Source organism: Planctomycetaceae bacterium, assembly GCA_021371795.1.
GTDB lineage: Bacteria > Planctomycetota > Phycisphaerae > Sedimentisphaerales > UBA12454 > UBA12454.
Map to the genome: position 1 here is coordinate 41,582 of JAJFVK010000021.1, position 24,079 is coordinate 65,660.

The window sequence follows — 24,079 nt, forward strand, 5'->3', positions numbered from 1 at the left end:
GGCTTTTTTGTTTACTTATTAGCAGAATAAAGCGTTACTGTGCCGAAGGTTAAAGGCTCCGCTTTTATAGCCGCAAAACCGGATTTTTTCAGTATTCGGCAAAAGTCTTCGCCATACGGAAATGCCTGTATTGTTCGGCTTAAATAACGATACGGTGTAAAATCGCCTGTGATGATTTTACCCAGCAACGGAATCCAAAAATTCAAATAAAGCAAATGCAAAAACCTTATCACGGAATTTTGCGGAAGTGAAAATTCAAGTATTCGCAGTTCGCCGCCGGGCTTCAAAACTCTGAACATTTCGTTCAGTCCGGTTCGCAAATCCTCGAAATTTCGCACGCCAAACGCGCAGGTTACCGCATCAAAATTATTATCAGGATATGGAATCGCTTCAGCTTTGGCCTGTTTGAAATCTATTCTGCCGCAGTATAATTTCTTTTTAGCGATTGTCAGCATCAGTTCCGATATATCTATCGCCGATGCCGATGAGACTTCGCAATACTTCAATAACGCTGACAAGACATCCCCTGTGCCAATCGCCACATCAAGGACTTTTAAACCCTTTTGTCCATTCAGTGATTGAGCTAATTTTCTGCGCCAGCACTTGTCTAAGCCGAAAGATGAAACACGATTGAAAATGTCGTAGCGACAGGCTATTCCGTCGAATAATTTTTCAATATTCATTTATCGCTTTAATTCGATTCTGTCCGACAGACGTTTGCCCTCGGCAGTAAAGCACACCGCTTCAAGAACGTAAGTCCCAGTCAATTCGCTGTCGAGATTCAACTCAAATTTATAACAGCGCAAATAATCCTGCCATAAAAGATTATTCTCTTTGGCATCCGTCAAATCAAAATCCGGCCAGAGTTTTATTCTGCCGCCTGCTGGGTCGGCCGAACGCTGGACTTTGGAATAAAGTTCAAACTGCCAAATGCCCTGCGCTTTTAATCGGGAATTAAACTGGTCGCTGACATCAATATACGCGGTTATCTGCCAGGGTTTGGAAAATTCCGTGAGCTGATTAAAACTGATTTTCTGTGGAACAAAAATGCTCGCCTTTTGAAATATTCCGAAATGCTTTTCCGGCGCTTTTTCAGATACCTGACAACCGGACATGGCCAGTAATGACAATGTCATTACTAAAATTCGAATATCTAATTTTGAAATCCTAAACAAATTCAAATTACCAAAATTCAAATGCTTCAAACTTCTGTCATTTTGCACATTTAAAAATTCGGGTTCTGAATTTGTTTCGTATTTCGGATTTCGTGTTTCGTGTTTTTTCATAAGTCCTCACTTAAAATATGGCCGAATCTGACTTTTTTTGTTTCAAGGTATTTTTTGTTGTGCGGGCCGGCCTTTGCCTGCAACGGAAGCTGCTCAACAACCTTGATTCCGTACACCTCAAGACGCGAAACCTTTTTGGGATTATTCGTAAGTATCCGAACCTGCCGCAATCCCAAATCTCTGATTATCTGTGCGCCGATTCCATAATCGCGTTTGTCAGCACTGAAGCCAAGCTGCAAATTCGCATCTACGGTATCAAGCCCCTGCTCCTGCAATTTATACGCGTGCAATTTGTTGGCAAGACCGATGCCTCTGCCCTCCTGACGCAAATAAATCACTGCGCCGCGGCCTTCCTTTTCAATCATCTGCATCGCGGTAATCAACTGCTCGCCGCATTCACATCTCTGCGAATGGAACAAATCGCCGGTAAGACATTCCGAATGAACACGAATAAGCACCGGCTCGTTTATCACAATCGGATTGCCCTTGTCATCCACTTTGCCGACATCACCCTTACATACCGCAAGATGCGGCTCGGCGTCGGTAATGCTCTGAAATGCGATAAGCTGAAACTCGCCGTAGTCGGTCGGCAAAAATACCGATTGAATGCGTTTTATCTGGTTCTCACGCTGGAGACGATATTCGATTAACTTGGCGATTGATGTAATTTTAAGACCGTGCTTTTTGCAGAATTCCAAAAGCTGCGGAACGCGAGCCATCGAGCCGTCCTCGTTCATAATCTCACAAATAACGCCGGCAGGTTTCAAGCCTGCAATTCTCATCAAATCGACAGAGCCTTCGGTCTGGCCTGCACGAACGAGCACGCCGCCGTCTTTTGCGCGAAGCGGAAAGATATGCCCCGGCCTCGCGAGGTCTTTTGGTTTAGCTTTATCCGCGATAGAGACAAGAATCGTGTGCGCCCTGTCGGCTGCGCTGATGCCGGTGGTGATTCCGTTCGCTGCGTCGATACTGACGGTAAACGCGGTGCCGAGCTTGGCGGTGTTTTCAACAGCCTGTGGATAAAGGCCGAGCGCATCGCATTTTTCGCCTGTCATCGGCAGACAAATCAAACCACATGCGTGCCTGACCATAAAGTTTATTATTTCAGGCGTTACCAGTTCCGCTGCGCAGACGAGGTCGCCTTCGTTTTCCCTGTCTTCGTCATCGACAAGGACTATCATTTTACCTTTTTTAAGGTCTTCAAGTACTTCCGGTATGCTACTAAACTCTACCATAGTTAAATCAACTTACTTTCAATTCATATCAAATATCAAAATTTAAAAATCAAAATGACATATAAAAATTTAAAAATATCATATTACAATGTCCAGCCGCCGTCAACTGTGATAGTTTGGCCGGTAATGTAATCATTTTCAATCAGGAATTTTACTGCCGCTGCGACTTCTTCCGCCAATCCTTCGCGACCGGCAGGAATACGAGATAGAATTCCCTTTTTCTGTTCGACAGTAACGCCTTTCTGCCAATGTACAACGCCCGGCGCAACGGCGTTGACAGTAATATTCGGAGCCAACTCCTTCGCAAGAGAAATCGTCGCGGATTCAAGTGCCGCTTTGGACGCGGTATAAACGCTATATTCTTTTGGATGCTTTTCGATTGTCGCATCGGTAATATTAATAATTTTTCCGGCTTTTTTATTTTTCTTGAGCAGTGCAGCAAATTTTTGTGTCATTACCATCGCTGAAGTGAAATTCAAATCGAAAATCTTCCGGACATAATCACCGGTGATTTTTTCGCTCGGCATTTTCTCGAAAACAGCCGCGGCGTTAATTAAAATCTCCGGCTGTGAGAATTTTTTAATCTTCGTAAAGATTTTTTCGACATCCTGTGGTTTCGTAAGGTCAGCCGCAAGGGAAAGACTCCTGGCACCGTTTTTTTTAATTGCCGATTCGAGTGCGTTTGCCGCTTTTTTATTTTTATGATAAACGCAGATGCAATTCACCCCTGCCTGCGCAAGCGATAATACTATCGTGCGAGCAAGTTTTCCGGTCGAGCCGGTGATTATTACGGTTTTGCCTTTAATATCCATAGCCTTGCATTATAGCCGTAATTTGCGATAATTTAAAGATGTTTTTCGCTTGCTGAAATTGTACGTTTTTGTATAATTCTGCCGGAAGTTCGATTATGACCCATTTAAGTGTAAATCTGAATAAAATTGCGCTGCTTCGAAATGCGCGTTCGCTGGATATTCCAAGCGTAATCAAAGCGGCAAAAACCTGCATCGCTGCCGGTGCGTACGGAATTACCGTGCATCCCCGGCCGGACGAGAGGCATATCAGATACTCCGATGTTTATGATTTAAAGCCGATCGTTGCCAGCGTTGAGTATAATATTGAAGGCAATCCGTTTACCGGCAAGTTTATGGATTTAATGCCTGACATTCATCCCACACAGGCGACGCTTGTGCCGGATGCAATCGGTGCGATAACGAGCGACCACGGCTGGAATCTCGATAAAACCAACTGCGAAAGACTAATTCCGGTTATTGAGAAGTTAAAGCGTCTCGATATCAGGGTAAGTCTGTTTGTTGACCCTGTTATCGAGACTGTCGAAATGGCAAAAAAAATCGGAGCAGATAGAATTGAGCTTTATACCGAGCCTTACGCAAGCGCGTTCGCATCGAAAAATAATCTCGAATCCCTGACGGCAAAATTCGCAGCCGCCGCGAAGCACGCAGGCCAAATCGGACTGGGCGTAAACGCAGGCCACGATTTGAATCTTGATAATCTTGGGTATTTCTGCAAGAATGTAAAGCCTGTGATGGAAGTTTCAATCGGGCACGCATTAATTGCTGATGCGCTCGATATGGGGCTTTCGGCAACGGTAAAAGCTTATATAAAAATATTAAATGATAACTCATAATTAGGAATTTAAAATGTTTAACGGAGCAATGGTAGCGTTAATTACACCGTTCAATAATGGCGAAGTAGATTTCAATACACTCGATGAACTGGTGCATTTCCAACTCAAAAGCGGAACTGACGGCATCGTTCCATGCGGCACAACAGGCGAATCGCCGACACTTTCACATCCAGAACACAAACAGGTTATCGAACGCATAGTAAAAATCGTCAACGGCAAAGTCCCTGTCATCGCAGGCACCGGCTCGAACAGTACAGCCGAGGCAATCGAACTGACCGCATTCGCAAAAAAAGTCGGCGCAGACGCTTCTTTGCAGGTAACGCCATACTACAACAAACCAACACAGGAAGGTTTCTTTCAGCATTTCGCGGCGATTGCCGAAGAAGTCGATTTGCCGATGGTGCTTTACAATATTCCCGGCAGATGCGGCGCGGGCATGACGGCTCAAACAATCGCACGTCTTGCGAAAATTGAAAACATCGTCGCGGTAAAAGAAGCGACAGGCCAGTTGGACGTCTCCAGTGAAATCGCGAACCTCTGCGACCTGACAATCCTTTCGGGCGATGACTCTTTGACGCTGCCGATAGCCTCTGTCGGCGGCAAAGGTGTTATCAGTGTTGTTGGAAATATCGTCCCCGGCGATGTAAAAGCTATGACCGATTTGATTCTTGAGGGCGATTTGGTTTCGGCAAGAAAATGGCACAATAAACTTTTCAAACTCGCAAGAACAATGCTCGGCATCGCGACAAACCCGATTCCGATTAAAGCGGCAATGGCAATGCTCGGCATGTCTTCAGAAGAAATGCGTCTACCGATGACGCCGCTCGAACCGGCACAGAAAGAAACGCTCCGAAAGCTGTTAAAAGAATACGGCTTGAACGTTTAGACATAATAGAGGCGAAAAATTATTACAGCAAAGGCAGCGGCGAAGCACATTGTCTGGTTTCGCTGTATATTTTCAGTAGTGTGCTGACCATTGAGCTTACCGAATTGTTTTTACGAAGCTGATCCTGCAGATTCATCGCCAGTGTGCACGTTCTCTGTTTGTCATCGAGAAGTTTTTGCAGCACAGAATAAATGCTCAACTCGTCATTACGGTCAAAAAGAACCGCAGAGAAATCTTCCTGCAGTAATTCTTCGACGTTGTTTCTGTCAGCGGCGACAGCCAAACCTGCGCCGGCCGCTTCTATAATCACAGGGTCAAAACTGCCGGAATAGTTTGTGTGAATCAACACGTCGCAGCCGCGAAATACCGAACGCATCGGCCTTACCGGAGGCGAAAGAACGACCGTTTGCGACAGACCAGTCTGCTTGACAAAATCGCGAATCTGCTTTTCTGCCCGTCCCTGCCCCATAAAAATCACGACAAAATCATATCCGTCAACGGCAAGATGACGAATCGCATTAAGCAGCGGCTCGAAAATCTTGAAATTGTCGAACCGGCAGAGCGTAATCATACTCGGCAGCCGTGCAGGCGACGAAAAGCAACTGCATACATCATCGGTAAAAGCCCCGGGATTAACCTGTGTGATTTTTTCTTTTGCGAAATATTTTTCAAGACCTGTACCAATTTTGGCCGAAGGCACAATAATTTTTTCAAAAAACCTGTCGATAAGCATACGATACGGCAGTGACACATTTGTGGAATTGATAGTAATAACCGCAGGGATATCGAGATGCTCGGCGACCGACTTGGCAAGCATTGATTTTGCAGTGCCGAAACAATGAATAATACCTGGCCTGACTTCCTCGATACGCTCGAGCAGATTCTTTTTGTTATGTGCGTAAAACAATGGAAAACGCAGTACCGGATGCTCGATAATCCTTGCACCGGGAAAGAGAAGAAATTCAATATCGCTTTTAGGCGGCACAACTATCGCGGTTCTGACGTCCTGCGCTTCAAAACCGAAAAGCAAATGCCTGAACGACGAACAATACTGATTGACCGTTACCCTGTCGGAAATAATCAAAGGCCGGATCGTACTTTCGGTTTCATTTTGATTTTCAATTTCTGTTTCGCTTTGAAACATAATTCTACCATGCTTAAATTAACATTTCCGATAATCCGCGGGTAATATTTTTACATAAAACATCACGGTTTTTATCGCGGAAGTTTCTTACCCTTAAGGGTATCACCCGATACTTTTAATAAGTTTCTCGTATTCGCCCGGCTTCATGTGATAACTGTGCTCATCATCAGGAAAAACGCCCTGCTTAATTTGACTGTTATATAGAGCAATGGCCTCAATAGCTGCTTTGCCGATATTGCCGAAACCTTTTGAAAATTTCGGAACAGGCCCTTCTTTTAAATTTAAAATATCCGGCAAAACCAGAACCTGTCCGTCGCAATCAGGACCGGAACCGCAACTGATAACAGGCACCGACACTTTCTGTGTAATGATTTTTGCAACCTCTCTTGCTGTGCCTTCAAGCAGAAGCATTTGAGCGCCGATTTTAACGGATTTTTCTGCAAGTTCGATAATTGCCGCGCCAACCTCGGCGGTGGTACCTTCCGCTTTGTACTTACCGGTTTGAGGCCGAATACCAAGATGCGGCATAACCGCGATACCGGAATCGATTATAGCTTTTATCGTATCGAAATCGGACTCGGCAGCCTCAATCTTCACAATGTCCGCACCGCACTCATCAACGAACCGTCTGGCATTTTTAACCGTTTCATCTCTACCTTTGGAACAGCCCTGATAAGGCATATCCGCAACAAGCAGCAAATCAGAATTTGCCCTGCGAACGCCTGCGGTTATAGCAATCATAAAATCCATTGAGACGTCAACAGTATTGGTAAACCCGAGCATAAACTGCGACGCCGAATCGCCCACCAAAAACACATCGACCCCGGCCGCGGCACAAAGAACCGCGCTGGTATAATCATAGCAGCTCACCACGGAAAACTTCTGTCCGTGCTGCTTGGCCTCTCGTAATGTAGTAATGGTAACTTTCATATAGGCAATGCTTTAGGATATTTCAAAAACATCGTATTGGCAAGCAGATTTTGACGTGCAAAAAATTTTTATAAATTTAGACTTGATTTTTAAATTTTATATGTAATAATGTTCAGCTTATTGAAGGACATTTACCGGCTATTTTAGTCGGTTTTTCAAACTTTTTCATCACCCTCCTCCTAAGCCAGATTCTGATAACAAATTAGGGTCTGGCTTTCTTTATATTTAGTGTTTACAAATACACAATGTTTCTATTTCAAGCAAGAACAAAAATTTTATTTGAACAAAAGTAATCATACTGTATAATTTACAAAATTGTATTTTCCTGTGTTTTGCTAACAATTTTGTAACTATAATGAAGGCATAAAAATGACCGGTAAAATTTCCGATGGCGTAATGCTTTTAGGCGATATGGCAAGGGCTTTTGCTGAATCGCTCAACCTTGAGCTGACGATGAAAGCTATTTTGAAGTCCCTGGACACACACGTCAAGCTGCAAAAAGGCACCATTACCCTTTTAGACCCGGAAACAGAAACAATCAATATCAAAGTCGCGCACGGTTTAAGCGAAAAATCCAAGCAGCTCGGCAGCTACAAAGTCGGCGAAGGCGTTACCGGCACAGTTGTTCAAACCGGTAAAGAAATTGTCGTGCCGGACATTTCCAAAGACAACAGATTTCTTCACCGTACACATGCCAGAAAAGATTCTGAAGGCAAACAGATTTCATTTTATTGTGTGCCAATCAAACTTGAAGGCAAAACTATCGGTACATTGAGCGTTGACAGACAGGCACATAAAACGGACGATGTTCACTCGGTTCTCAATCTTCTGAATGTAATCGCGACAATGATTGCACAGGCTGTCAAGCTCAACAAACTTGTCGAATCGGACAGAAGACAGCTTTCAGAAGAAAACATTCGCCTGCGACAGGAATTAAAAACGCATTTCAATATAGATAATATGGTCGGCACAAGCAATGCCATTAAGCAAATATACCGGCTCATCGAACAGGTAGCCGACAGCAACGCAACGGTGCTGATACGAGGTGAAAGCGGAACAGGCAAAGACCTCGTCGCGCACGCAATTCACTATAATTGCAGCAGAGCAAGCAAACCGTTTGTAAAGGTAAACTGCACCGCTTTGCCTGAAACGCTGCTGGAAAGTGAATTGTTCGGCCATGAGAAAGGCGCTTTTACAGGCGCAACAGAAAGAAAAATCGGCAGATTTGAAAAAGCCAGCGGCGGAACAATCTTCCTCGATGAAATCGGCGACTTTTCAATGAATTTACAAGTTAAACTGCTGCGAATCATTCAGTTCAAGGAATTTGAACGTGTCGGCGGAACGGATACAATCAAAGCGAATGTAAGAATTGTCGTCGCGACAAATAAAAACCTCGAAGAACAGATAAAAGAAAAACTTTTCAGAGAAGACCTGTATTACAGAATCAATGTTTTTCCGATTTTCCTGCCGCCGCTGCGTGAACGCAAGGACGATATTATGCTGCTTGCGGATTATTTCCTTGAACAATTCGCACGCGAAAACAACAAACGCATCACGCGCATTTCCACTCCCGCGATTGAAATGCTGACAAGCTACCACTGGCCCGGTAATGTCCGCGAACTGGAAAACTGCATCGAAAGAGCGATATTGCTCTGCAACGATGATGTGATTCGCTCGGAACATCTTCCGCCATCTCTTCAGATGATTAAGAAAAGCGAATCGCTGACCGGTCGATCACTTACGGAAATCATAGAAAACAAAGAAAAGGAATTAATCATTGATTCGCTGAAAAAATACAGCGGGCAACAACGAAAAGCCGCCACCGAACTTGGATTAACAGAACGAATCCTCGGTTATAAAATTAAAAAGTACGGAATATTTCCGAAACTGTTGTCATAAAATTACAAAAACGTAACTTTTAAACATCGTTATACATTTTTGTATATTTTTATATAATTGTACCATCTATCGGTTTTTGCCATAACCATCTCATCACAATAAACTTACGAAATCATTTTTCATCTGGCACGCTTCTTGCTTTTATATCAAACAGTTGGTTTTTAATTCTTAATACTTTTACGGAGAAATGAAATGAGAAAGTTAGCAGCGTTGATTTTGGTTTCGCTCTGTGCCTCGGCGGTACTGGCAGAAGATGATGACAAGATTGGTGTTACGCTTACCAGTGATTTCAACAGCAAGTATGTTTGGCGCGGCCAGTTGCTGAACGATGATTTTGTTTTTCAGCCCGGTGCAACAGTAACGTACAAAGGTTTCTCGTTCAATGCCTGGGGCAACATGGGACTTACTGAATACAATAAGGGTTTGGGATACGACAGCGGTGAATTTACAGAATGGGATTTCACGTTAAGTTACAGCGGGAAATTCAGTCCAGAAGGAAAACTTGGCTATAACATTGGTATGATTCACTATCAGTTCCCAAGTTCATATTTGGATACAACAGAATTATTTTGGGGACTGACTTATGATACGTTCCTTAGCCCGACACTTACAGTGTATCACGATATCGATGAAGCCGGCGGCGGTATATACGCAAACTTCGCAGTATCGCACAAAATAGAAAAAATAATTAAAGTTACTGAAAAAATTTCTGCCGACCTTGTGCTTGGTGCATCTGTGGGCTGGGGCAATACGGAATACAACGAATGGTATTGGGGCGCACAATCAGCCGACAGCAGACTCAACGATTTGGTATTCAAAGCTGCGTTGCCTTTTGCACTGCCGGGCGACTGGTCAATTACTCCGAGTATAAGTTTTGTTACTCTGGCTGACGGCAACATACGAAATTCAGATATGTATAGTACATCAAGCGATTACTTCATCGCGGGTGTAAGTATTTCAAAATCTTTCTAAGTTAAAAAATTTACTAACTAAATTTAAGGAATTAATAAAATGAAAAGGGTAAAATTATCTTTGGCGGGACTTGTTTGCGTCCTGATTGTCGCGATGCCTGCGATATGTATGGCTGAAGACGCGGCACCAACCCTCGAAAGCATCAAAGCAGAATTGCAAATGAACATTAACATTGTCTGGACATGTGTCGCGGCGTTTCTGGTGTTCTTTATGCAGGCCGGCTTCGCATTGGTCGAGACAGGCTTTACACGCGCGAAAAACGCAGTGAATATTCTGATGAAAAATCTTATGGACTTTGTAATCGGAAGTCTTGTATTTTTCCTTGTCGGATTCGGATTGATGTTCGGCGTATCGAACGGCATTTTCGGAACATCTATGTTCGGACTTGCCGGTACTGAACCAGGTTCAAGCTGGAACTGGACGTTTCTGATTTTCCAAACGGTCTTTGCCGCAACTTCCGCGACAATCGTTTCTGGTGCGATGGCAGAACGAACTAAATTTATCAGCTACCTGATTTACAGCGCGATTATAAGCCTTGTAATTTATCCGGTATTCGGCTCGTGGGTATGGGGTAATCTGCTGCTGACCGACAACAACAGTTGGCTGGCAAAACTGGGCTTCCATGATTTCGCAGGTTCGACAGTCGTACATTCAATCGGCGGATGGCTCGCACTTGCAGGCGCTATCACATTAGGCCCGCGTATTGGAAAATACGGTCTAAACGGAAAACCTCGTGCGATTCTCGGCCACAGTATGCCGCTGGCAACATTGGGCGTTTTCATTCTCTGGTTCGGCTGGTTCGGCTTCAACCCCGGCAGCACAACCGCAGGCAACGGGTTGGCAGGCTACATTGCTGTTACTACAAATTTAGCCGGTTGTGCCGGTGCTTTGACCGCGTTGATAGCATCCTGGAAAATCATTAAAAAACCTGATATTGGTATGACGCTCAACGGTGCATTGGCAGGTCTGGTCGCAATCACCGCACCGTGCGACGGAGTATCGCCGGTAAGCGCAATCATCATCGGAGGCATCGCGGGTGTGTTAGTCGTACTTAGCGTATTGTTCTTAGATTATGTTCTTAAAATTGACGACCCGGTCGGTGCTGTCAGCGTTCACGCAGTCAACGGATGCTGGGGAACTTTATCTTACGGTTTGTTTGCCATCAACGGCGGCCTCTTTACCGGCGGCGGCATTAAACTGCTCGGAATACAGGCTCTCGGTGCAGGCACTGCTTTCGTATGGGCATTTGGACTTGGCATAATATTGTTCTGGATTCTTCGCAAAACCGTTGGTCTGCGTACCTCGGCCGAAGAAGAACTTAAAGGGCTTGATATCGGTGAACACGGAAACGAAGCTTACGCAGGCTTCCAAGTATTCACTAACGAATAACGGAGACACTAAAAATGAAACTAATAGTTGCATACATACAACCACATAAACTTAACGATGTAAAACAATCGTTGTACAAAGCCGAAGTTTACAAAATGAGCGTAACAAACTCATTGGGCTGCGGACAGCAAAAAGGTTATCACGAATCGTATCGAGGCGTAGATGTCGAAGTGAATCTTCTGAAAAAAATCCGTCTCGAAGTCGCAGTCAACGAAGGGTTCGTTGAAAAAACCATCAAAGCCATTATCGATGGCGCCAGGACAGGGCAAATCGGCGACGGCAAAATATTTGTTCTCGAACTGCCGGAGTGCATTAGAATCCGCACAGGCGAACGAGGAGGTGAAGCTATTGGCTGATATTCTAACATTAAACAGTCGTCCATAGAAACAGGCACCACTTCCAACAGTGCCAAAGATTTAGGGGCTTTGTGTAAGGGCAAAGTCCCTATTTCTGTATATTTAAAAACTACAAAATTGTCCGTACAGTGAATATAATCTACAAAATTGTATTAAATAAGTTTTTAATATATTTTTAACCACCAACGCACAAATACTTAGACGGCAGACACTTACGATAAACGATATTCACTGGCACACTTCTTGCATTAATACAAATAAGTTAATTATGTATTTTTGTTTATAGAAAGGAAGTGGTGCTATAATGGTCAGCGCTCGTACATTGTTAATTTGTGGAGTATTGTTGCTCATCTCATCGTCAGCAAGTTTTGCCGGCGACTCCCCCGCTCCGTCAATCGACACAGGCGACACGGCATGGATGCTCATGGCGACAGCATTGGTTATGCTAATGACGCCGGGGCTTGCATTTTTCTACGGCGGCCTGGTTCGCAGAAAAAATTATTTGAGTATCCTGATGCAGTGTTTTATCGCACTGGCATTGATAAGCATTCAATGGGTGCTGTTCGGCTACAGTTTATCGTTCGCACCGGGAGCAAGCTGGATTGGCGGCCTGCAATGGTTCTGCCTTAAAGGCGTAGGACTTGAACCATATCCCGACTACGCGGCAACAATTCCACATCAATTATTTATGATGTTCCAGGCAATGTTCGCAATTATCACTCCCGCCCTTATAATTGGAGCGTTCGCGGAAAGAATGAAATTTTCAGCGTTTCTGCTTTTCACTCTGCTTTGGGCAACATTCATATATGACCCTGTCGCACACTGGGTATGGGGCGTCGGCGGATGGCTTAGAAATCTGGGCGCACTGGATTTTGCAGGCGGTACCGTTGTTCACATCAACGCTGGTATCGCGGCATTGGTTAGCGCAATTGTTATCGGCAAAAGAACCAGCTATATAAAATATTCAGTAGCTCCGCACAATCTTCCGTTCAGTGTACTGGGCGCAGCATTGCTGTGGTTCGGCTGGTTCGGCTTCAACGCAGGAAGCGCACTTGGCGCAAACGGCATTGCAGTCAACGCGTTTGTCGTAACCAACACCGCAGCGGCAGCGGCGGCATTAAGCTGGGCTTTCCTTGACTGGATATTCAATGGCAAACCGACAATGCTCGGTACAATTTCAGGTGCGGTCGCAGGTCTTGTCGCCATCACACCGGCGGCAGGCTACGTCGGCGTTGGCTCTGCGATAATAATCGGCCTGCTTGTCAGTGTGTTCTGCTTTATCGCGGTAAGCTTTATCAAACACAAATTAGGATACGATGATTCACTTGACGCCTTCGGCGTGCACGGTATAGGCGGTATTTGGGGATCGCTGGCGACAGGATTATTCGCGTCAAAAGCTGTTAACCCCGCAGGCGCAGACGGCCTTTTTTTCGGCAACCCGCATTTGCTGTTGGTTCAGTTCGGCGCAACAGCAGTAACGATAGTTTACGCTTTTGTCGGAACTTTAATTATCTACAAAATAATCGACGCATTGATCGGCGTACGAGTCGCGGATGAAGACGAGGCAATCGGCCTCGACCTTACCCAACACAACGAACGTGCGTACACAATGCTTGAGTAATATCAAATAACTGAAAGGATAAAATACAATGAAACTTGTAATTGCTGTAATTCAGCCGCATAGACTCGAAGAAGTAAAAGAAGAACTTTACAAAGAAGAAATAAACCTGATGACTGTAAGCGAAGTGCTCGGCCACGGCAGACAAAAAGGCGTTACCGAAGTTTATCGCGGAATGAAAGAAACAGGAAATCTGTTACGAAAAATCCGACTCGAAATAGCGGTAAATGATAATTTCGTAGAGCGTGCAATCTCTGCAATCGCCAGAGGCGCAAAAACAGGCAAAACCGGTGACGGCAAAATCTTTGTCGTTGAATTGCCCGAATGCGTCAGGATTCGTACCGGCGAAAGAGGCAGCGAAGCTATCGGTTAATTCCACCTGCCGACATACTTGTCGAATATCGAGACAAATATGTAAAAAATACAAAAATGTAGTTTTATTAAGAAAAAACTACATAAACGTAAACATTCAACTTTTCTGTTGAAATTAAATTGTGATGTAATATCTTTACCAGTAATGCCATACGGAATTTTTTATCCGTCCGGTAATACTGGTATAGAAATTGCATAAAATATTAGGTGTTTGAAGGTGTTTAAAACTTTTTAGGAGTATGAAAATGACTGAAAACTGTGAATCGGTTACGGCCGTATTCGGTAAGAATGTGTTCAACGACGTTGTTATGAAAGAACGTCTGCCAAAGGTAGTATATAAAGAGTTCAAGAAGACAATCGCCGAGGGCAGATTCCTCGATATGGCACTGGCCAACATAGTCGCCAATACGATGAAGGATTGGGCAATCGAAAAAGGCGCAACGCACTTCTGCCACTGGTTCCAGCCGATGACAGGTTTGACTGCTGAAAAGCACGATTCATTTATCTCGCCGACTCCTGAAGGCACAACCATTATGGAGTTCAGCGGCAAGGAACTCATTCAGGGCGAACCTGACGCTTCGAGTTTTCCGTCCGGCGGATTGAGAGCTACATTCGAAGCTCGCGGTTATACAGCATGGGACTGCACAAGCCCGGTATTCATTAAAGAAACCGGCAAAAATATCACGCTGTTTATTCCGTGCGCATTCTGCTCATATCACGCAGAAGCACTCGACAAGAAAACTCCCCTGTTGCGTTCAATGGACGCACTGAACAAACAGGCTCTTAGGGTTTTGAAGGTATTGGGCAATACAACAACGAAAATCGTCAACGCTACATTAGGTCCGGAACAGGAATACTTCCTGATTGACAAGAAGTACTATGAAAAACGGCTCGACCTTATGCTGACCGGCAGAACACTCTTCGGCGCAGCGACTCCTCGCGGTCAGGAAATGAGCGATCACTATTTCGGCTCACTGCACGAAAGAATCGCGTCTTATATGCACGATTTAAATTTCGAGCTTTGGAAACTCGGCGTTTCAGCCAAGACACAGCACAACGAAGTATCGCCTGCACAGTATGAGCTTGCTCCGGTATTCAGCACCGTGAACGTCGCGACGGACCACAATCAGCTCGTGATGGAAACGATGCAGAAAATCGCATTAAGACACAATTTCGTCTGCCTGCTTTATGAAAAACCATTCAGAGGCGTTAACGGCTCCGGCAAACACAATAACTGGAGTATGTCAACTGACGACGGTCTGAACCTGCTCGAACCGGGCAGCACACCGCACGATAATATGATATTCCTTGTTATGCTTTGTGCGGTTATCAAAGCGGTTGATAAATATGCCAAGCTGCTCCGCGCAAGCGTCGCTTCGCCGGGCAACGACCACAGACTCGGAGCTCACGAAGCACCGCCCGCAATCGTGTCGATATTCCTCGGCGACCAGTTGACAGACATTGTTGAACAGCTCGCAATCGGCAGCGCAAAGGCTTCAAAGGCCGGTGGTCAGTTGAAACTCGGCGTATCTTCTCTGCCGCAGCTTCCGAAAGACAGCACCGACAGAAACAGAACTTCGCCGTTCGCTTTCACAGGCAACAAGTTCGAGTTCCGTATGGTTGGTTCAAGCCAGTCAACAGCAGGCCCGATGTTCGTATTGAACACCATCGTGGCACAATCTCTGATGGAAATCGCGGATGAACTCGAAAAGAGCAGCAATGTAAAAGCTACCGCACAGAAGATTCTGACGAAAATCGCAAAGGAAAACAGCAGAGTCATCTTCAACGGCGACAACTACACTGAAGCATGGGCAAAGGAAGCTGAAAAACGCGGCCTGCCGAATATTAAATCGTCTGTTGACGCGACAAAAATTATTGCTGACGAAGAAAACATTAAATTGTTTACAACGCACAAAGTGCTGTCAAAGCCTGAACTGAAGGCAAGAACTGAAATTCTGCTCGACGCATACAGCACGACAATTATTATCGAAGGCAAGACGGCTTTGAACATGGCACAGCGTCAGATTTTGCCGACAGCAATTGAATATGCTTCAAAACTGGCAAAAGCTATCGATCGTATCAGTAATGCCGGCAGCAATCCTGACACCGAGAAAACTATTCTCGACAAGACCTGCAAACTCATTACAGACCTTAATAACAGCATGGAAGAACTGAAAAATGCAATTTCCAAGGCAAATGACATTGACAGTACCGCCAAAAAAGCGGAAACTTGCAGAGATACTATAGTAGTCGGTATGAATGCGGTCAGAAAAGCCTCTGACGAACTGGAGTTAATCGTTGACGCGAAAATGTGGCCCCTTCCCACTTACGCGGAAATGCTTTTCGGCAAATAAAAAGTTTAAAACTATTATACAATTTATTGTTGAATGAATGGCCGATTTTTGGGAAAATCGGCCATTCTATGAATACCTGTTTCTAAGGACAAAATGGCAAACGTACAGAAAGATTTTGGCTTATACGAAGTAAAAACCGAACACGATGCCTGCGGTATCGGCGCTGTCGTTAATATATCAGGCAAAGCCGACCATTCCATCGTTAAATATGGCAAAGAAATTCTCATTAACCTCCATCACCGCGGTGCGGCCGGCGCAGACGAAACCACCGGCGACGGAGCGGGCATTTTGATGCAGATTCCGCACGAGTTTTTTTTTGCACAAACGAAAAATAAAATAAATCTGCCTTCAGCGGGTAATTACGCCGTCGCGATGGTCTTCTCACCAAAAGACGAATCACTCCGCGAAAAATGTCTGGCAATGCTCAAACAAGCCGTTGAGTTTCACTCAATGAAAATCATCGGACAAAGAATCGTGCCGGTAAAACCGGATTGTCTGGGCAAAATCGCGCTCGAAGCCGAGCCGCACATCAGTCAGATTTTTATCGACGCCTGCGGATTCAAAGACGCAGAGCTTGAGAAAAAACTATTCCTCGCCCGCAAACGCACAGAAAAACAGGTACGCGAAACATTCGGCGAAGCGGCAAGTGATTTCTACATCTGCTCGATGAGTTCACGAACAATCTGCTATAAAGGTATGTTTATGGCATGGCAGCTTGCGGCGTATTATCCCGACCTTTCGGATGAGACGATGAAAAGCGCGTTGGCAATCGTGCATCAGCGTTACAGTACGAACACATTTCCGAACTGGCGTTTAGCACAGCCGTTCCGCTGCATCGCACACAACGGCGAAATCAACACATTAAGCGGCAACAAAAACAGTATGTCCGCACGTGAATATAAAATGTCATCGTCTGCGTTTGGCGAATATATGAGCGACTGCTTCCCTGTTCTGGCCCCCGATGGCAGCGACTCGGCGTGTTTCGATAATTCGCTGGAACTTTTAGTTCAGGCCGGGCGTACCATGCCGCACGCGATGATGATGATGATTCCCGAAGCCTTTGGCGTAAAATACCACATGAGCACGGATAAACGCGCGTTCTATGAATATCACGCCTCGTTTATGGAACCTTGGGACGGCCCTGCCGCGATGGTCTTCACCGACGGCCAAATCATCGGCGGAACACTCGACCGCAACGGCCTGCGTCCATGCCGATATGTAGTAACAACCGACGGCCTTGCAATTCTGGCAAGCGAGGCCGGTGTAGTGGAATTTCCACCGGAAAGAATCCAGAAGAAAGGCCGGCTTCAGCCCGGTCACATGTTCCTCGTCGATACCGTCGAAGGCCGCATAGTTACCGACAACGAAATCAAAAGCAAAATCTCGCGGCAAAAACCGTATCGCCGCTGGCTCGAAGAAAACCGCATTGAGCTTCGCGGATTATTCGACAGCCCGAAACTTGCGACAATCGACCGCGAAACCATATATCAGCGTCTGCGAATGTTCGGCTTCAATCGTGAAGAACTCCGAATGGTTCTAAAACCAATGGGTCTTAACGGTCAGGAGCCGGTCGGCTCGATGGGCAACGACGCCGCCCTTGCGGTCTTGAGCAATCAATCGAAATTATTGTTCAATTATTTTAAACAGTTATTCGCACAGGTTACCAACCCGCCGATTGACCCGCTGCGTGAAGGTCTTGTAATGAGTCTTATGGGATTCACAGGCAAAAAATCTAATCTGCTCGACGAATCGCCTCTGCATTGCAGACAGTTAAAACTTCCGCATCCTGTTCTGACAAACGAAGATATTTTGCGTTTGCGTTCGGTCAATCGCAAGGATTTTAAAGTTGTAACTATCGCCGCGTTATTCGATGCGCAGACTGATAACTCCGGCGCAAGCCTGCGGGCGGGAATTGATAAGCTCGTCGAAGATGCAAAGGCCGCTGTCAAAGACGGAGCGTCGCTGCTGATTATCAGCGACCACAACGCCTCGCAGAGCAAAGCGGCGATTCCTTCACTGCTGGCGACTGCCGCAGTTCACAACGGACTGCTTAAAGCGGGTCTGCGAGCCGATTCAGGCATTATCGTTGAAAGTGGAGAGCCGCGTGAAGTTATGCACTTCTGCCTGCTTTGCGGTTATGGCGCCAACGGCGTTAATCCGTATCTTGCATTCGAGGGACTTAATGAATTGCAAAGAATGGGTGAACTGCCGCCGACGATGGAGCCGGTGCAAATCGCCGATAATTTTATCGCTGCGATTAAAAAAGGCATTCTCAAAACGATGAGCAAGATGGGCATCTCGACCCTGCGAAGCTATCACACCGCCGGACTGTTCGAGGCCATCGGTTTGAATAAACAATTTGTAAATGAATTTTTCACGAACACAAGCTCGCGTATTCAGGGCATCGGTCTTGACGAACTGGCAAAAGAAACTCTCATTCGTCATAACGACGCTTTCACTCCTCGCCAAGGCGGACAGCTTGAGCTTGAATACGGCGGCGATTATCATTACAGAATTAAAGGCGAAGCTCACCTGTGGAATCCTGTTACGATTTCGTGTTTGCAGCACGCTGTAAGAAATAAAGACGCCAAAGCGTATGATGAATTTTCAAAAGCAGTAAATAATCAGGATTCAAAACTCTGTACGCTGCGAAGTCTTTTCGAATTCCAAAACGGAAATCCAATTTCAATTGACCAGGTCGAACCAGCAGCAGAAATTGTCAAACGCTTTTGCACCGGCGCGATGAGCCACGGCTCGATAAGCAAAGAAGCGCATGAGTGCATGGCCGCGGCAATGAACAAAATCGGCGGCATGAGCAACACCGGAGAAGGCGGCGAAGACGAGCAGCGATATATCGAAAAGCCGGGGCAGGTATCGCTGAACTGCCAGATTAAACAGGTAGCAAGCGGACGATTCGGCGTAACGATTAATTATCTTTCGCACGCGACCGAATTGCAGATTAAAATGGCACAGGGTGCAAAACCCGGCGAAGGCGGTCAGCTCCCCGGCCATAAAGTTACCGAAGAAATCGCAAAACTGCGACATTCGACTCCGGGCGTAACTTTGATTTCTCCCCCGCCGCATCACGATATTTATTCTATCGAAGATTTGGCACAATTAATATACGACCTCAAGTGCAGCAACCCCGGCGTTAGAGTTTCAGTTAAACTCGTTGCCGAAATCGGCGTCGGAACAATCGCCGCAGGTGTTGCAAAAGGAAACGCAGACGAAGTTCTAATCAGCGGACACGACGGCGGAACTGGTGCAAGCCCGTTAAGTTCAATCAAACACACCGGCTGTCCGTGGGAATTGGGTGTTGCGGAAACGCAGCAGGTACTTGTTGCCAATAATTTACGGGATAGAATTACGCTCCAGACTGACGGCCAAATCAAAACAGGTCGTGATGTTGTCATTGCCACACTGCTCGGCGCGGAAAGATTCGGTTTCGGCACCGGCGCACTTGTTACGATGGGATGCACGCTTTTGCGGAAATGCCACGAAGGCGCGTGTACGTTCGGCATCGCGACACAGGACCCGGAACTGCGAGCGCGTTTCGCAGGCAAACCGGAATATCTTGAAAACTATATGTTTTTCGTTGCCGAGGAGGTTCGCAAAATTATGGCAGAACTCGGTTTCAGAAAATTTGAAGATATGGTCGGCAAAGTTGAGCATTTGTGTACTCAAAAAGCAATCGAGCATTACAAAGCAAAAGGTCTGGATTTCTCGGCACTGTTCGTTCAACCGGATATTTCAGACGGCAGAGCGATCCACAAAGTTACCGTACAGCAGAACAAACTGGCTGACCATCTCGATTGGCAGATAATCGAAAAACTCAAATCCGCGATTGACGGCAAACAAAAAGCGTCGATTGATATGACGATTCGCAACGTCAACCGAACAGTTGGTACAATATTGAGTAACTATGTTACGAAAAAATACGGCGCAGCGGGTCTGCCGGACGGTACGCTTGATCTGAATTTCACCGGCTCGGCAGGTCAGAGTTTCGGCGCGTTTTTATCGCCCGGCATTACGCTCAAACTCACAGGCCAGGCAAACGATTATGTCGGCAAGGGTCTGTCAGGCGGCAGAATCGTTGTCATTACGCCGAGCGGCTCGAAATTTGCCGCACACGAAAATATCATCGCAGGCAACACGCTGCTTTACGGCGCGACGAAAGGCGAACTCTTCATCAACGGTATGGCAGGCGAAAGATTCGCCGTTCGCAATTCCGGAACAACGGCGGTTGTCGAAGGCTTGGGCGATCACGGTTGCGAATATATGACTGGCGGAACAGTCGTCGTACTCGGCAAAACCGGCTGCAACTTCGCTGCGGGCATGAGCGGCGGTATTGCGTATGTCCTCGATGAAATGCAGTTATTCGACACGCTCTGCAACCTCGACATGGTCGAGTTGGAGAGCATTTATCTTGAAGAAGATAAAAATATTTTGAAAGAGTTGATTACGCGACATTACAAATGGACGAACAGCAAACAGGCTCACAGGATTCTGGATTCATGGTCTGATATGCTCGGCAAATTTGTAAAGGTTGTTCCGATTGATTACCGCAAGTCGCTCGAAAAGATGCGTGCGGCCGAACAGCGGCACACCGAAACAACACCGGCAACTGAAGAAGTGTTTCTTAAAGGTTAACGAAAATTTGAAATTTGAAATCTGAGATTTGAGATTGGAATTATGGCAGAAATTAGAGGTTTCTTAAAATATAAACGCAAAAAAACAGGTTATCGTCCGATTGAGCAGCGGATTTGTGATTACCGCGAAGTCGAACTGACGCTCACACCGGAGGATATCATCCAGCAGGCGGCGCGTTGCATCGACTGCGGCATACCGTTCTGTCACGGCATGGGCTGTCCGCTGGGCAACAACATTCCGGAATTTAACGATTATGTTTACAAAGGCCAATGGCAGCAGGCGTGCGATGTTCTGCACTCGACGAACAACTTCCCGGAAATCACCGGCAGAATTTGTCCCGCCCCCTGCGAAACAGCGTGCACACTGGCGGTTAACGATGAGCCTGTATTCATCAGACACATCGAATATCAAATTGTCGAACGCGGCTTCAAAGAAGGCTGGATAAAACCGGTTATCGCGCAGCAGAAAACAGGCAAACGCATCGCTGTCATAGGTTCAGGCCCTGCCGGCCTTGCCGCCGCACAGCAGCTTGCGCGTGCAGGCCACAATGTTGTCGTTTTTGAAAAAGATGATAAAATCGGCGGCCTTTTACGTTACGGCATTCCGGATTTCAAACTCGACAAGAGCGTACTCGACCGAAGAATCGAGCAGTTAACTGCCGAAAGCGTTCAGTTCCAAACCGGCGTCGAAGTCGGCAAAGATATTTCCTCACATTATCTCAAACAACGATACGATTGTGTCTGCATCACTATGGGCGCAGGCCAGGCCAGAGATTTGGCTGTTACCGGCCGCGGTTACGAAAATGTCGTTTTCGCGTGGGATTATCTCGCACAGCAAAATAAACTTTGCAACGGCGAATTAGTTGAAGATAAAATCATCAACGCAAAAGATAAATCCGTCATCGTCATCGGCGGCGGAGACACCGGCAGCGATTGCGTCGGAACAGCTCGTCGTCAGGGCGCAAAAAAGATTTACCAGCTTGAGATTCTACCAAAACCGCCGGCAATCCGTCCATCGGATACCCCATGGCCGAACTGGCCGAGGATTATGCGAACTTCATCTTCGCACGAAGAAGGCTGCGAAAGAATGTGGAGCGTAAAAACCACTAAAATTTCAGGTGCGGAAACATCCGTCAGCGAACTGCACGGCTGCTCTGTCGAATGGGAAAAAACTCCCCGCGGCTGGAACATCAAAGAACTTGTCGGCACAGATTTTACACTTAAAGCCGACCTTGTCATTCTGGCGATGGGATTTTTGCACATAAAGCACGATGGCTTAATTGATGGTCTCGGCCTGAAACTGACAGAAAACGGAAATATCGCCTGCACGGACTTCCAGTCGAGCGATCCTGCCGTTTTTGTGGCCGGAGATTCACTGCTCGGAGCGTCGCTGGTTGTAAAGGCGATTGACACAGGCAGAAAAGCCGCTGAACAAATTAACGAATGGCTGAAAAATAAATGAAGATTGTAGAATGAAGATTGAATATTGAAAGAAAGTGCGTTAAATTCTTCAATCTATTATATCCCCGATTCTTTAGGATTTTTCTTCCTTGAAAGAAAAATCAGAGGGGACAATCTTCAATTTTCAATTTCATTTCTGTTTTTTTTCTGTATAATACGAAGCCAATGAATTTACGAACTGGTTTATCGCAAATAAACACCACCGTAGGTGATTTTACCGGAAATATAGACAAAATCCGGCAGATGTACGTCCGCGCAAAGGATGCCGGGGTTGATTTGCTTATTTTTCCGGAATTAAGCGTTTGTGGATACCCGCCCGAAGATTTGCTGATGAAAAAACATTTTCTTGCGGAAAACAAGAAGGCTGTTGAGCAAATCGCAAAAGACTGTCCCGATATTACGATGATGGTTGGCTTCGCAGAATTCGCCGACCATTTTTGTTATAATTCGCTGGCGGTTATGCAATCAGGCAAAATACTAAAAGTATACCGCAAGTGTCAGCTTCCAAACTATGGCGTTTTCGATGAGAAGCGTTATTTTTCCGCCGGTTCGGAACCTGTCATTGTGAAAATCAAAGATATGGCCGTTGCCTGCTCTATTTGCGAAGACATCTGGGAGCTGCAATGGCTCAACGAATTTCTAACGTCAGTACCGCAAAAGAATTTGCTTGTAAATATTTCAGCGTCGCCATTCCACGCGGGCAAAATTCATCATAAAATCAGTGTCCTGCAGGACTGTGCCAAAACACTAAATTGCGCAATCGCATACTGTAATATCGTAGGCGGACAGGACGAGCTTGTCTTCGACGGCAGAAGCATTTTTGTAAATTCAGCAGGCGAACTTGTCGCAAAAGCCAAAGCTTTCGAAGAGGATTTGCTTATCGCCGATATCCTGCCGAACGGTCAAATAATTTCCAATACGCCGATTAAGAAAACTGATTACGTTGAGGAAATTTACAACGCGCTGGTTCTCGGCACTCGCGATTACGTGAAAAAGAATGGCTTTAAAAAGGTACTCATCGGTTTAAGCGGCGGAATCGATTCGTCGCTGACAGCGAACATTGCTGTTGACGCACTCGGCAAAGAAAACGTTATCGGCGTTACAATGCCGACACGTTTCAATCTTTCCGAAACAATCAGCGATGCGCAGCTCACCGCTGAAAACCTCGACATCGAATTTCACAGTATGCCGATTGAACCGATATTGCAGACTTATAATAACGAGCTTGCTAAATTCCCCGGCTGGAACGACAAAGGCCTGGCGTATGAAAATCTGCAGGCAAGAATCCGCGGCATTATGCTGATGTCGCTTAGCAATCAGTTCGGCTATCTTGTTTTGACCACCGGCAACAAAAGCGAAACGGCAGTTGGCTATTCCACGCTTTACGGCGACACCGCGGGCGGTTTTGCGGTAATAAAGGATGTGCCCAAGACTGTCGTTTACGAATTAAGCAATTATATAAATAAACTTCACGGCAGAGAACGCATTCCGCAAAGCGTCATAGACCGTATTCCGACAGCCGAGCTTCGCCCAAATCAGAAGGACAGCGATTCGCTTCCGGAATACGACGTTCTCGACAGCATATTAAAATTGTATGTCGAGGAAGAAAAATCTCTGCAGGAAATAATTAAGCAGGGTTTCGACCAGGCGGTTGTAATAAAAGTTATCGCGATGGTTGACCGTAACGAATACAAACGTCGTCAGTCTCCGCCCGGCGTGAAAATTACGCCCAAGGCTTTCGGCCGCGACAGAAGAATGCCGATGACAAATCTTTATCGTCAGAGGATAATTAAAAATAATAATGTGTAACAGTAAACATGGATGTAACAATTGCAAAAATGGATATTTAAAAATTAATATCTAATATCTCTGTGTCCTCTGTG

General features: G+C 45.9%; 18 protein-coding genes. 12 read left to right on the plus strand and 6 right to left on the minus strand.

The genetic code is table 11. The features are described 5' to 3' along the window. Positions 1–11 precede the first annotated feature (11 nt). The 4 genes from ubiE to LLF92_11005 form a co-directional block, all read right to left on the minus strand. Complete coding sequence (ubiE, locus tag LLF92_10990; protein MCE5341630.1) at positions 12–683, minus strand: bifunctional demethylmenaquinone methyltransferase/2-methoxy-6-polyprenyl-1,4-benzoquinol methylase UbiE; 672 nt, start codon at positions 681–683, stop codon at positions 12–14. Then, positions 684–1,286 carry a hypothetical protein gene (locus LLF92_10995; protein ID MCE5341631.1) on the minus strand — a complete coding sequence of 201 codons (603 nt, stop codon included), beginning with the start codon at positions 1,284–1,286 and terminating at the stop codon, positions 684–686. Next, positions 1,283–2,521, minus strand: coding sequence for a bifunctional 3,4-dihydroxy-2-butanone-4-phosphate synthase/GTP cyclohydrolase II (locus LLF92_11000; protein ID MCE5341632.1), 1,239 nt, complete (start codon positions 2,519–2,521; stop codon positions 1,283–1,285). The genes LLF92_10995 and LLF92_11000 overlap by 4 nt, the downstream gene beginning before the upstream one ends. An 83-nt stretch (positions 2,522–2,604) precedes the next feature. Further along, the gene (locus tag LLF92_11005) at positions 2,605–3,333 is read right to left on the minus strand and encodes an SDR family oxidoreductase (GenBank protein ID MCE5341633.1); all 729 of its coding nucleotides are present in this window, start codon (positions 3,331–3,333) and stop codon (positions 2,605–2,607) included. Between the two features lie 95 nt (positions 3,334–3,428). On the opposite strand from LLF92_11005, the gene LLF92_11010 reads away from it, so the two are divergent. Together LLF92_11010 and dapA are read left to right on the plus strand one after the other, a co-directional pair. Then, positions 3,429–4,166 (plus strand): pyridoxine 5'-phosphate synthase, encoded by a 738-nt coding sequence (locus tag LLF92_11010; protein MCE5341634.1) that lies wholly within the window; start codon positions 3,429–3,431, stop codon positions 4,164–4,166. 13 nt (positions 4,167–4,179) lie between these two features. Next, a complete protein-coding gene (gene dapA, locus LLF92_11015) occupies positions 4,180–5,052 on the plus strand; it encodes a 4-hydroxy-tetrahydrodipicolinate synthase (GenBank protein ID MCE5341635.1) in 873 nt (290 codons plus the stop codon). Between the two features lie 22 nt (positions 5,053–5,074). On the opposite strand, the gene LLF92_11020 is transcribed toward dapA, so the two are convergent. Then, on the minus strand, positions 5,075–6,196 hold the full coding sequence (locus tag LLF92_11020; GenBank protein MCE5341636.1) for a glycosyltransferase: 1,122 nt from the start codon (positions 6,194–6,196) through the stop codon (positions 5,075–5,077). 102 nt (positions 6,197–6,298) lie between these two features. Next, positions 6,299–7,126 (minus strand): 3-methyl-2-oxobutanoate hydroxymethyltransferase, encoded by an 828-nt coding sequence (gene panB / locus LLF92_11025; GenBank protein ID MCE5341637.1) that lies wholly within the window; start codon positions 7,124–7,126, stop codon positions 6,299–6,301. Between the two features lie 369 nt (positions 7,127–7,495). Between panB and LLF92_11030 the strand changes: the two genes are divergently transcribed. The 10 genes from LLF92_11030 (at position 7,496) to LLF92_11075 (ending at position 24,005) form a co-directional block, all read left to right on the plus strand. Then, on the plus strand, positions 7,496–9,025 hold the full coding sequence (locus LLF92_11030; GenBank protein ID MCE5341638.1) for a sigma 54-interacting transcriptional regulator: 1,530 nt from the start codon (positions 7,496–7,498) through the stop codon (positions 9,023–9,025). Between the two features lie 192 nt (positions 9,026–9,217). Further along, the gene (locus LLF92_11035; protein MCE5341639.1) at positions 9,218–9,997 is read left to right on the plus strand and encodes a hypothetical protein; all 780 of its coding nucleotides are present in this window, start codon (positions 9,218–9,220) and stop codon (positions 9,995–9,997) included. A gap of 39 nt (positions 9,998–10,036) precedes the next feature. After that, positions 10,037–11,386, plus strand: a complete 1,350-nt coding sequence (locus LLF92_11040; protein ID MCE5341640.1) for an ammonium transporter — start codon at positions 10,037–10,039, stop codon at positions 11,384–11,386. A gap of 14 nt (positions 11,387–11,400) precedes the next feature. Next, positions 11,401–11,742, plus strand: a complete 342-nt coding sequence (locus tag LLF92_11045; protein MCE5341641.1) for a P-II family nitrogen regulator — start codon at positions 11,401–11,403, stop codon at positions 11,740–11,742. Positions 11,743–12,160: 418 nt separating this feature from the next. Beyond that, the gene (locus LLF92_11050) at positions 12,161–13,363 is read left to right on the plus strand and encodes an ammonium transporter (protein ID MCE5341642.1); all 1,203 of its coding nucleotides are present in this window, start codon (positions 12,161–12,163) and stop codon (positions 13,361–13,363) included. 28 nt (positions 13,364–13,391) lie between these two features. Further along, a complete protein-coding gene (locus tag LLF92_11055) occupies positions 13,392–13,733 on the plus strand; it encodes a P-II family nitrogen regulator (protein ID MCE5341643.1) in 342 nt (113 codons plus the stop codon). Between the two features lie 244 nt (positions 13,734–13,977). Further along, positions 13,978–16,086 carry a glutamine synthetase III gene (locus LLF92_11060; protein MCE5341644.1) on the plus strand — a complete coding sequence of 703 codons (2,109 nt, stop codon included), beginning with the start codon at positions 13,978–13,980 and terminating at the stop codon, positions 16,084–16,086. Between the two features lie 93 nt (positions 16,087–16,179). Continuing rightward, the gene (gene gltB, locus LLF92_11065) at positions 16,180–20,736 is read left to right on the plus strand and encodes a glutamate synthase large subunit (GenBank protein ID MCE5341645.1); all 4,557 of its coding nucleotides are present in this window, start codon (positions 16,180–16,182) and stop codon (positions 20,734–20,736) included. 42 nt (positions 20,737–20,778) lie between these two features. Further along, the gene (locus LLF92_11070) at positions 20,779–22,197 is read left to right on the plus strand and encodes a glutamate synthase subunit beta (GenBank protein MCE5341646.1); all 1,419 of its coding nucleotides are present in this window, start codon (positions 20,779–20,781) and stop codon (positions 22,195–22,197) included. Between the two features lie 164 nt (positions 22,198–22,361). Then, positions 22,362–24,005, plus strand: a complete 1,644-nt coding sequence (locus tag LLF92_11075) for an NAD+ synthase (protein MCE5341647.1) — start codon at positions 22,362–22,364, stop codon at positions 24,003–24,005. The last annotated feature ends 74 nt before the right edge of the window (positions 24,006–24,079 follow it).